This is a genomic window from Phocaeicola sp. GP0067 (assembly GCF_031119655.1).
Lineage (GTDB): Bacteria > Bacteroidota > Bacteroidia > Bacteroidales > Bacteroidaceae > Phocaeicola > Phocaeicola vulgatus.
Window position 1 is genome coordinate 1 of sequence record NZ_JAVHZY010000048.1, and the last position, 10,449, is coordinate 10,449.

The window sequence follows — 10,449 nt, forward strand, 5'->3', positions numbered from 1 at the left end:
CGTTCGGGTTTCATAAAACAAAGGTAAGCAAAGGTAGCTAATTTTAAAACTTAACAACCAGAAATTTCCGCTGAGCCTGAAGAACAGGATGTTCATTGTTCCTGATCCCTAAGCTCGTATACCTCGTCATCCAGTCTATATTGTTGTATTTGCGTTTTGTGAGAAAACAAAAAATCCTGATTCCGTTTGGAAATCAGGATTTTATTGCCTTTTTTTCTTCAAAGTGGTGCCACCAGGAATCGAACCGGGGACACAAGGATTTTCAGTCCTTTGCTCTACCAACTGAGCTATGGCACCATTATTTCTTGTTTGCGGTTGCAAAGGTAGTGAAACTTTTTTAAACTACAAACTATTTCTAAAAAAAAACACTGATAAAAACATAAGGTGCTTATTATCAGTGTTGTTTAATTAAAATTATTTTTCTTTTAGTGGATTCCAACCTTGCGCTTTCAGCTCAAACTCTTGTCCGTCACGGGTAATCAGGGCACATCCCAGCTCCGGTTTGGTGATGTGACCAATCACTTTTATACCCTCTATAGCCGAAACTCGTTCATGCTCTGTTAAAGGTACAGTAAATAATAGCTCATAGTCCTCACCACCATTTAAAGCACATGTTGTCACATTCATATTCAGCTCTTCCGCCATTACAGCCGTTTGGTAATCAATGGGAATTCTTTCTTCGTAAACGCGACAGCCGGTATCGCTTTGTGAGCATATATGTAGCAGTTCCGAAGAAAGGCCGTCGGAAATATCCATCATAGCGGTGGGCTTGATTCCCGCTTTTGCCAGTTTCTCAATGATATCCTTACGTGCTTCAGGCTTTAACTGACGTTCCAAAATATATTCTTTTCCGGAAAAATCCGGATTTGCTTCTTTTTCTCCTTGGAAAACAGCCTTTTCACGCTCTAGAAGTTGAAGTCCCATATAAGCTCCTCCCAAGTCACCGCTGACACAAATCAAGTCTGTATCTTGTGCGCCGTTGCGATAAACCACTTTGTCCTTGTCCGCTTCACCTATGCAAGTAATACTGATGGCGAGCCCGGTTACGGATGAAGTTGTATCTCCACCCACAATATCTACATGGTGTAGTTCACAAGCCAGTTTTAGCCCATCATAGAACTGTTCTAAATCTTCAATACAAAAGCGTTTGGACAGTGCGATAGAAACTGTGATTTGTTTTGGAGTACCATTCATAGCATAAATGTCCGAGAAGTTTACGATGGCCGATTTATATCCCAAATGTTTCAATGGGGTATAAACCAAATCAAAATGTACCCCTTCCATCAGTAAGTCTGTGGTCACCAATACCTCTTTATCTTTAAATTCCAATACGGCTGCATCGTCTCCCACACCATATTGGGTTTCCGGATTTTTTAACTCGATATCCTTCGTTAGATGTTTAATGAGGCCGAACTCACCTAAGGTCGCTATTTCTGTTCTGTTTATTTCCTGCATGTCCTTAAATTCGATTAATCATTTCACGCATAATGGTAGTCATGCGCGGTTGCGCTTCATCTGCCGCTTTCTGAACCTCTTCGTGTGAAACTTCCACAATTTTTCCCTCCACGCCTAGGTCGGTGATAACCGATACTCCAAACACTTTGATGCCACAATGGTTTGCTACAATAACTTCAGGAACGGTAGACATACCTACGGCGTCAGCTCCAAGAATGTGGAACATCTTGTATTCTGCCGGAGTTTCGAAGGTAGGTCCCTGTGTACCGATATATACTCCTTGTTGTACTTTGATACCTTTTTCTTTAGCGATCTCCAGTGCTTTGTCTATCAGTTCTTTGGAGTAGGCTTCACTCATATCCGGGAAACGGGGGCCGTATTCAATGTTCTTGCCGTGCAACGGGTGTTCGGGAAAAAAGTTGATATGATCTCTGATAATCATCAGATCACCAATTTCAAAGTCTGCATTCGTACCTCCAGCTGCATTGGATACGAACAATGTTTTGATGCCTAATTCACGCATCACCCGTACGGGGAAAGTAACTTCTTTCATGGAGTATCCTTCATAGAAGTGGAAACGTCCTTGCATAGCCATGATGTCTTTATTACCTAATTTGCCGAAAATCAATTTACCGCTATGTCCCTCTACGGTTGAAACAGGGAAATTAGGGATATCTTTGTAACTGATCTCGTATTTATCGGTAATTTCGTGTACCAGGCTTCCTAAGCCGGTACCTAATATAATAGCAGTTTCGGGACTGGTATGCATCTTTTCTCTAAGAAAAGTTGCTGTTTCTTGAATTTTTTCTAACATAGTCGGTTATATTTGAGTTAAACAGTTCTTGTTGGTCTTGTAAAAAGGCTACCTCAATGGGCAGCATATATATATAAGGTTTCAGCATTTCGTCCATCAGTGGATGGGCTGCTAGTCGTACAGAGTCTTTTTCAGTGGTGATAATCATGCGTTTACCTTCCGGAAGTTTCATGAAACGCTTCTTTATCAGTTCCATATCTCTTGCTGTAAAGTCATGGTGGTCACTGAAAGCCAGTGACTCAATGTGCTCATTGTATGGTGATAAATCTTGAATGAGTTTTGCTGGGGAGGCTATGCCTGTCACCAATAGGATATGCTTGTCTTTTTCTATCTCTTTTAATGAAACTGCATTCCCTGCTGTAAACAACGGATGCAGCTTGCCGTATGCTAATGTTGTGAAGTAGAGCTGCTGATAGGGGTAAAGTTCCATTTGCTTGCTTAAGACTCTTAAATCCATAGGGGTGATGTCCTTAGGACATTTAGTGACAATGACAATATGTGCCCGGCTTTTTCCGTTTTCAGGTTCGCGCATTCGTCCGGCAGGCAGCAAGGTGTCTTCGCAAATCAGTCGGTGGTAATCTACTAATAAGATGTTTATTCCGGGCTTTACATATCGGTGCTGGAAAGCATCATCCAAAATAATCACTTCTGTTCCAGGGGCGATGTGACTATTGCATAACTGCTCTATGCCATGACAACGGTCCCGGTCTACTGCCATATAGATATCCGGAAACTTCTGTTTCATTTGGAAAGGTTCGTCACCTATCATCTGTACGGACGTATCCGGTCTGGCAAGTACAAAGCCTTTGGATTTGCGTTTGTAGCCGCGGCTCAGTACGGCTACTTTGTAATCTTTCTGCAATAATCTTATCAGGTATTCTGTATGGGGGGTCTTTCCGGTTCCGCCTACGGTGATGTTGCCTACCGAGATGATCGGGATATCAAACTTACGTTCTTTGTATATTCCCCAGTCAAACAATTTATTACGCAGCCATACACCGGTCCCATAAATCCATGAAACCGGATATAGCCACTTGTTTATCTTGATAAGATTACCTTCCATGTGCAATTTATTGGATATTAGGGTCAAACGGCATACGTGCCTGTATACAGTTGGCGTCTTTTATGTTCTCCAGCGCCTTGAAGCTGTTATAATAGCTTCCCAAATATTCTTTAATTTCGCTGTTTATATAATGTTTTTTCTGATTGCCCAGCAGGCTTGCGAAAATATTTTCTTTTTCAGGATAGCCGATAATACTGTAATTTTCGATACCGGCTTGGGTGGCGGCGGCATTCAATGCTTTGTCTATACCTCCCAGCTCGTCTACCAGACCAAGGTCTTTTGCCATGGCACCGGTCCATACACGGCCTTCAGCAACTTTTTCAATAGCCTCTGTAGACATTTTTCTACCTTCAGCGCAACGGTTTACGAACAGCTTGTATCCTCGGTTGACATAGTTCTGCATTAATTCTTGTTCTGATGCATTTAGCGGGCGGGTGAGAACCGGACCTAGGCTGGCACCCAGATCAGCCATTTTATTAGTTTTCACTACATCAAAATTTAGTCCTAAAGTTTCAGTAAACAGTTTCTCACCTGAATACATCATGCCGAATATGCCGATAGAACCAGTCAGCGTAGTCGGGTCAGCGAAAATACGGTTTGCAGCGCAGGAAATGTAATAGCCTCCTGATGCAGCATAATCTCCCATAGAAACGATTACCGGTTTTTTCTCTTTCAGTCTTACTACTTCACGCCATATTTGATCTGAACCGTATGCGCTGCCACCCGGTGAGTTGACGCGTAATACAACAGCTTTTACGTCATCGTTGTCACGTAATTTGCGCAGGTCTTTACACATCTTTTGTACATCAATACAATCTTCTGTGGAACTGCCGGGAGCATCCAGGATCTCGCCGTATGCATAATATACGGCTATTATATTTCCACTTTTGTCTTTGGGCACATTTTTCTTGACGTTTATTATGTCTTCTATGAAAAGACTGTTTAGTTTGTCGTCTTCGTCACGACCGCTTAATTGTTTCAGATAGGAAATAACCTCATCTTTATACATCAGGGTATCTGCCAGTTTGCATTGAATATATTCTTCTGCCTGACAAAAATCCATATATCGGTCAGCATAAGCATTCAGAGTATCTGTCGGGATGCGTCGTGAGTCGGATACATCTGCAAGAATACGATGCCAGACAGATTCCAGACATTCGGTCATCTGTTTGCGGTTGGCCGGACTCATTTCTGTTGCAATAAACGGTTCCACGGCTGATTTGTAAGTACCCACTCTGAATACCTGTACTTCCAGTCCTAGTTTGGAAACCAGATTTTTGAAGAAAACAGGTTGCATGCCTGCTCCGTGCCATCCAATACTTCCTTGCGGATTGATAATTATTTTATCGGCCACGCTGGAAAGATAATACATCCCCTGTGCATATTGGTCTGCATAAGCAACGATGAATTTGCCGCTTTCTTTGAAATCCAGTAATGCATTGCGTATTTCCTCTAAGGAAGCGTATGATGCTTCCAGATAAGAAGGTTGGATATAAATACCCTTGATTTTGTCATTGTCTTTTGCCTTCTTGATAGAAGCTAGAATGTCATCCAAACCGTATGCTTCAAATTCTTCTCCCAAAAGTTGTTGGAGTGGGTTTTCCTGTACACGTTCGGACAAACTGCCTTTAAAGTCGAGTACGAAGATAGAGTTGTCTTTCACCACCGTTTCAGTATCCGATGAGGCGACTATGCCAACCAGAGTGATAATCCCTAGTATAGTGAACACTACGCCTGCCAGAATGACGCCGATGACGCTGGCAAACGTAAATTTTAGAAAATCTTTCATTGAATGTGTTGTTTTTAATGTTAATAATTAGCTAACAAAAATAGGTTATTGCATTGAAAAAAGCAAAAAAAGTGAACTTCTTTTGTTACCTGTTTGTTCTTCATTTATAATAACCCATAAATACGTTGTTTTATATGACAAAAAGTTTTAAGGAGGCTCTGAAAGCCCGTCGTACATTTTATCGGATCCAAAACAAATCGACATTGTCTGATAAAGAAATAAGAGATTTAATTTGTTTTGCTGTAGAATTTGTCCCCTCAGCTTTCAATTCTCAAACCACTCGTGTTGTGTTATTAACAGGTAAGGCGCATGAAAAGTTGTGGAACATTGTAAAAAATGTCTTGCGTAAGCGAGTTCCGGCTGAGGTATTTGGCAAGACCGAAGAAAAGATTGATGGCTGTTTCGCTTGTGGATATGGTACTATTCTCTATTTTGAAGATATGGCTATCGTTCGCTCTTTGCAGGAAAGTTTCCCCACTTATAAAGATAATTTCCCTATCTGGGCAGAGCAGACCGATGCTATGCATCAGTTGGCAGTCTGGACCATGCTGGAAGATGCAGGAATGGGGGCGTCTTTGCAACATTATAATCCGCTGATTGATGATGAAGTACGTAGAGTTTGGAATTTGTCTGATGACTGGAAATTGATAGCGCAGATGCCATTCGGTGTGCCTGTTGCACAACCGGGCTTTAAGGAAGTGAAGTCATTGGATGAGCGTGTTTTTGAATTTACTGATTAAAATTCATGTCTTATCTTTTGGCTTATTAGGGGAAAATAAGCATCTTTGTGTGCAATAAAAACAAAGATGTGCTATGAAAAAATTATTATCACTTCCCCCTAATCTGGTGGAATGTTTTCATGATATAGAGAAAGCGGACCAGACAGAGTGGTTTTGTACTTCCGATCCTATAGGTAGTAAGCTAGGATCAGGCGGGGGGACTGCATGGCTGTTGGAGGCTTGTTGTCAGAAAGTAGCTCCTGACAGCGATTTTCTTACTTGGCTGGGAAAAGAAAAACGTATTTTACTTCATGCAGGCGGGCAGAGTCGTCGTTTGCCCGGATATGCGCCATCCGGCAAAATTCTTACTCCCATTCCTGTATTCCGGTGGGCCAGAGGACAACGGCTGTCACAAAATCTGCTTTCCCTCCAGCTCCCTTTATATGAACAAATCATGGAGAAAGCTCCGTCTTCTCTTCATACATTGATTGCAAGTGGGGATGTTTATATCCGTGCGGGCCAACCGCTTCAGACTATTCCTGATGCGGATGTGGTGTGTTACGGTTTATGGGTAGATCCTAATCTGGCAAAGAACCATGGTGTTTTTGTTTCTTCACGGGCCACTCCCGATAAGCTTGATTTCATGCTTCAAAAACCTTCGGTGGAGGAATTGGGGAAATTAATGCAAACCCATCTTTTTCTGATGGATATCGGAATTTGGCTGTTAAGTGATCGTGCGGTTAGTCTGTTGGTAAAACGATCTTATAAGGAAGGAAAACTCTCTTATTATGACATGTATTCTGATTTCGGACTTACATTGGGAGAGCACCCGCGTATGATGGACGATGAACTTAACAAGCTGAGTGTGGCTATTCTGCCGTTGCCCGGAGGAGAGTTTTATCATTACGGAACCAGTCGTGAACTTATTTCTTCTACATTGGCAGTACAAAATCTGGTAAACGACCAGCGGGAGATTATGCACAAGAAGGTAAAACCGCATCCGGCCATGTTTGTTCAAAATGCTGAGGTAGGTTATCAACTTACCTCACAAAATTCGGAAATATGGATAGAGAACAGTTATGTAGGAGCAGGATGGAATATCCATCACCAGACCATCATAACAGGGGTTCCCGCTAATAATTGGAACCTGGAGGTTCCGTCCGGTGTGTGTATTGATGTGGTTCCTTTTGGAGAATCTGGCTATGTAGCGCGTCCATACGGCTTCAATGATACTTTCAAGGGAGCTTTGGCTAAGGAAGAAACATATTATCAAGGAATGTCTGTAGGTGAGTGGTGTGCTGTACGCGGCATTTCGGTGGAAGAAATAGAAAACGGTCACGACTTGCAGGCCGCGCGTTTGTTTCCGGTTTGCTCATCTGTAGAGGAATTGGGAGCAGTTATGCGCTGGATGGTCTCTGAACCGGCATTACAGCAAGGAAAAGAAATATGGCAACGCTGTCGTAAGTTATCTGCCGATGATATATCCGCTTATTCTAATCTTTATCGTCTGGCAGAACAGCGTGAAGCTTTCCGGATAAAGAATTGGCCGGCATTGGCGCATAATTATGAACGAAGTGTCTTTTATCAGCTAAATTTGGAGAATGCTGCTGGAGAATTTGCTCGGTATGATCTGTCGTTGCCTGAGCCTTTATCAGAATCGGCTCCGCTGATGACACGTATCAGTGATAATATGTTCCGTGCCCGGGTGCAGCAGCTTAAGGGGCTGGCTTATCGGGAATATGAGAATGAGGCTTTTCGTTTGATGCGCGACGGACTTACTGCTTCGGCTTTAGCCAAGAGGCAGCAACCGCATTTGTCAGTGTACTCCGATCAGATTGTCTGGGGGCGTAGTCCGGTCCGTATTGATCTGGCCGGCGGATGGACGGATACTCCACCTTATTGCTTGAATGAAGGGGGGAATGTGGTGAATATTGCTATTGAGTTGAACGGGCAGCCTCCTCTACAAGTTTACGTGAAACCCTGTCGGGAGTATAAGATAATTCTTCGTTCTATAGACTTAGGCGCTATGGAAGTGGTTACAACTTACGGGGAGGTAAGGGATTTCATGCAAGTGGGATCCCCATTCTCTATACCTAAAGCGGCATTGGTGCTGGCAGGTTTCCAGCCGGGCTTTTCCACCGAATCGTATGTTTCATTGGAAGAGCAGTTGAAGGCGTTTGGCTCCGGAATGGAAATCACTCTGCTTTCTGCGATTCCTGCGGGCTCCGGTCTGGGTACAAGTTCTATTCTTGCATCAACTGTGCTGGGGGCAATCTCTGATTTTTGCGGACTGAACTGGGATAAGAACGAGATATGTAACCGTACGCTTATTTTGGAACAGTTGCTGACTACCGGAGGGGGGTGGCAAGATCAATACGGAGGTGTGCTTCGTGGAGTGAAATTATTGCAGACTCATGCAGGTATGGATCAGAGTCCGTTAGTGCGCTGGTTGCCCGATTATTTGTTTACAGGTGGCGAATATCAGAAGTGCCATTTGCTTTATTACACGGGAATTACCCGTACAGCCAAAGGAATTTTAGCTGAAATCGTGCGTAGCATGTTCCTCAACTCCACAGAGCATTTGTTTATACTTGGCGGTATGAAGGGGCATGCTCTTGACTTGTACGAAGCCATTCAGCGTGGGAATTTCGATGAAATGGGGCGTTTGGTTGGTAAAAGCTGGAAGCTGAACCAAGCGTTGGATCCCGGCACTAATCCCGAGGCAGTTGAGACTATCATTCGCCGGATTGATGATTATTGCCTGGGATATAAATTGCCAGGTGCGGGGGGAGGCGGCTATCTTTATATGGTGGCTAAAGATCCTGAGGCTGCTATACGTATTCGAAGTATTCTTACTCAGAACCCACCCAACAGTTGTGCCCGTTTCGTTGATATGGCTTTGTCCGACAAAGGCTTGCAAATTAGCCGAAGCTAGTTATAACTGAATAGAGTTGGGAAACCAGCCGGGTGATATTTTCTTTAGCAAACTCCGGTTCCATTGCCTTCTCCAGGGTGATGGGGCCGGGGGCTATAGAGAATATACCTTTGAATCCCGCTTTGTTTAATTCCGGCAGGTTTTCTATACTGCCTGCCAGTACAATAACGGGAATATGTTCTTTTTGTGCTTCCTTTAGTATTCCGTATGGTACTTTTCCCATAGCTGTCTGCCGGTCTGCTTTTCCCTCGCCCGTAATAATGAGGTCTGCTCCTTTTATTTTTTCGGAGAAGTCGATGGCTTTCAATAATAATTCTGTTCCCGGTTTTAGCTCTGCGTTAAAAAAAGCCAGTAGTCCACCACCCATGCCTCCGGCTGCACCTGCACCGGGGTAGTTCGTGATATCTTTTCCTGTCGTTTTCTTTATAACTTCGGCTAATGATTGCATGCCTTCATCCAGTCTTTGTACCATATTTGAATCGGCTCCTTTTTGTTGTGCAAAGATATATGCCGCTCCGTCAGGGCCGTAGAAAGGGTTGGCTACATCACATGCTACCATGAAGTGTGTTTCTCTTAGTGCGGGGTGAATACCGGATGTGTCTATGTTTGCCACGGCTTCCATTATTTGGCCTCCTGTACCTAAGGTATGCCCTGATTTGTCTAGAAAGCGGAAACCTAGTGCCTGTAGCATTCCTAATCCTGCGTCATTAGTCGCGCTTCCGCCAATACCGATTATAAAATTTCTGCATCCTTTGTTTAATGCGTCTTTTATCAATTCTCCTGTACCAAAGGTTGTTGTCAGCATAGGATTTCTTTGTTCAATAGGTACGAGAGGTAGTCCGCTGATGGCAGCCATTTCTATAATAGCTGTTCTGCCATTGCCGGACAGACCGTAATGTGTTTTTGCCATTTTCATTAGCGGTCCATGTGCCGATAAGGTTATATATTTCCCTTTAGTGGCTCTGATGAGTACGTCCAGTAAACCTTCACCGCCATCAGCGATGGGAATAACTGAAGTGTGGCAGGAAGGATTTATGCTTTTGATACCTTTTTCGGCAGCTTTTCCTGCTTCTGCTGAAGTTAGACAGCCTTTGAATGAATCGATGGCGATAATTATTTTCTTCATTGTATATCTTTATATAGTGCAAATCTACTGAAAACTTTTCTTCTTTAAATAGAACAGGTTGTCTTTTATTTGTGGATTGGAATATGTGTAGCTTGATGGATAAAGTAGATGTTTTTTGCTTTTGTCTGGGTGTAAGTATTGGTTCTTGAAATTGATGGTGTTTCCGAACAACCGTCGAGATGTAAGAAAATGATTTTTTTTCTTCTCGGCATTTTTTCTCCTACAGTTTTTCCCCAGTGTTTGCGGAGTCAGCACTTTTGAGAGCTCTATGGTTTGTGTTTCGTAACCTGTCCGGTTTTTCTTCGGGCTTGCTTCTTTTCCGTCTTTCCTTGTTTTCCGTCTGCTATCTTCGTATGGGTTCCTTCCTTTTTCCGTCCTTATACGCGCGTGCGAATATTATAATGTGTATGTCTTTTTCCTCCCGTGTCCTCCGTTATAAAAACATGCTTTGTAACACATCTGTCATTCAGTGTATTACAAAAAAGTTTCAGGAAATCCGTATAATTTTTCCTTCGTATGTTTGCTGGTTATCGTTAAAAGGTCTACCT

The 10,449-nt window shown here is 43.1% G+C and carries 7 protein-coding genes and 1 tRNA gene; 2 read left to right on the forward strand and 6 right to left on the reverse strand.

Annotated elements, in window-relative coordinates; all coding sequences use genetic code 11:
• Window positions 1-224: 224 nt before the first annotated feature.
• The 5 genes from RE317_RS20555 to sppA all read right to left on the reverse strand — a co-directional run bounded on the left by RE317_RS20555 (window position 225) and on the right by sppA (window position 5,121).
• Window positions 225-297, reverse strand: a tRNA-Phe gene (locus tag RE317_RS20555).
• 117 nt (window positions 298-414) lie between these two features.
• Complete coding sequence (gene thiL, locus RE317_RS20560; protein WP_008668304.1) at window positions 415-1,455, reverse strand: thiamine-phosphate kinase; 1,041 nt, start codon at window positions 1,453-1,455, stop codon at window positions 415-417.
• Between the two features lie 4 nt (window positions 1,456-1,459).
• The gene (locus RE317_RS20565; protein WP_005845051.1) at window positions 1,460-2,269 is read right to left on the reverse strand and encodes a purine-nucleoside phosphorylase; all 810 of its coding nucleotides are present in this window, start codon (window positions 2,267-2,269) and stop codon (window positions 1,460-1,462) included.
• On the reverse strand, window positions 2,232-3,332 hold the full coding sequence (gene lpxK, locus RE317_RS20570) for a tetraacyldisaccharide 4'-kinase (RefSeq protein ID WP_008668302.1): 1,101 nt from the start codon (window positions 3,330-3,332) through the stop codon (window positions 2,232-2,234). Before lpxK ends, RE317_RS20565 begins: the two co-directional genes overlap by 38 nt.
• Before the next feature lie 7 nt (window positions 3,333-3,339).
• A complete protein-coding gene (gene sppA, locus RE317_RS20575) occupies window positions 3,340-5,121 on the reverse strand; it encodes a signal peptide peptidase SppA (RefSeq protein WP_008668300.1) in 1,782 nt (593 codons plus the stop codon).
• Between the two features lie 134 nt (window positions 5,122-5,255).
• Here sppA and RE317_RS20580 point away from each other — a divergent pair, with 134 nt between their 5' ends.
• On the forward strand, window positions 5,256-5,861 hold the full coding sequence (locus tag RE317_RS20580; RefSeq protein WP_008668298.1) for a nitroreductase family protein: 606 nt from the start codon (window positions 5,256-5,258) through the stop codon (window positions 5,859-5,861).
• Between the two features lie 73 nt (window positions 5,862-5,934).
• Window positions 5,935-8,775 carry a bifunctional fucokinase/fucose-1-phosphate guanylyltransferase gene (locus RE317_RS20585; RefSeq protein WP_008668296.1) on the forward strand — a complete coding sequence of 947 codons (2,841 nt, stop codon included), beginning with the start codon at window positions 5,935-5,937 and terminating at the stop codon, window positions 8,773-8,775.
• On the opposite strand, the gene RE317_RS20590 is transcribed toward RE317_RS20585, so the two are convergent.
• On the reverse strand, window positions 8,762-9,901 hold the full coding sequence (locus tag RE317_RS20590; RefSeq protein WP_008668294.1) for a glycerate kinase: 1,140 nt from the start codon (window positions 9,899-9,901) through the stop codon (window positions 8,762-8,764). The genes RE317_RS20585 and RE317_RS20590 overlap by 14 nt on opposite strands.
• Window positions 9,902-10,449: the final 548 nt, after the last annotated feature.

Coding starts and splice junctions, on each gene's coding strand:
- thiL (WP_008668304.1), bottom strand. CDS start 1,455: ATGCAGGAAATAAACAGAACAGAAATAGCGACCTTAGGTGAGTTCGGC.
- RE317_RS20565 (WP_005845051.1), bottom strand. CDS start 2,269: ATGTTAGAAAAAATTCAAGAAACAGCAACTTTTCTTAGAGAAAAGATG.
- lpxK (WP_008668302.1), bottom strand. CDS start 3,332: ATGGAAGGTAATCTTATCAAGATAAACAAGTGGCTATATCCGGTTTCA.
- RE317_RS20580 (WP_008668298.1), top strand. CDS start 5,256: ATGACAAAAAGTTTTAAGGAGGCTCTGAAAGCCCGTCGTACATTTTAT.
- RE317_RS20590 (WP_008668294.1), bottom strand. CDS start 9,901: ATGAAGAAAATAATTATCGCCATCGATTCATTCAAAGGCTGTCTAACT.
- RE317_RS20585 (WP_008668296.1), top strand. CDS start 5,935: ATGAAAAAATTATTATCACTTCCCCCTAATCTGGTGGAATGTTTTCAT.
- sppA (WP_008668300.1), bottom strand. CDS start 5,121: ATGAAAGATTTTCTAAAATTTACGTTTGCCAGCGTCATCGGCGTCATT.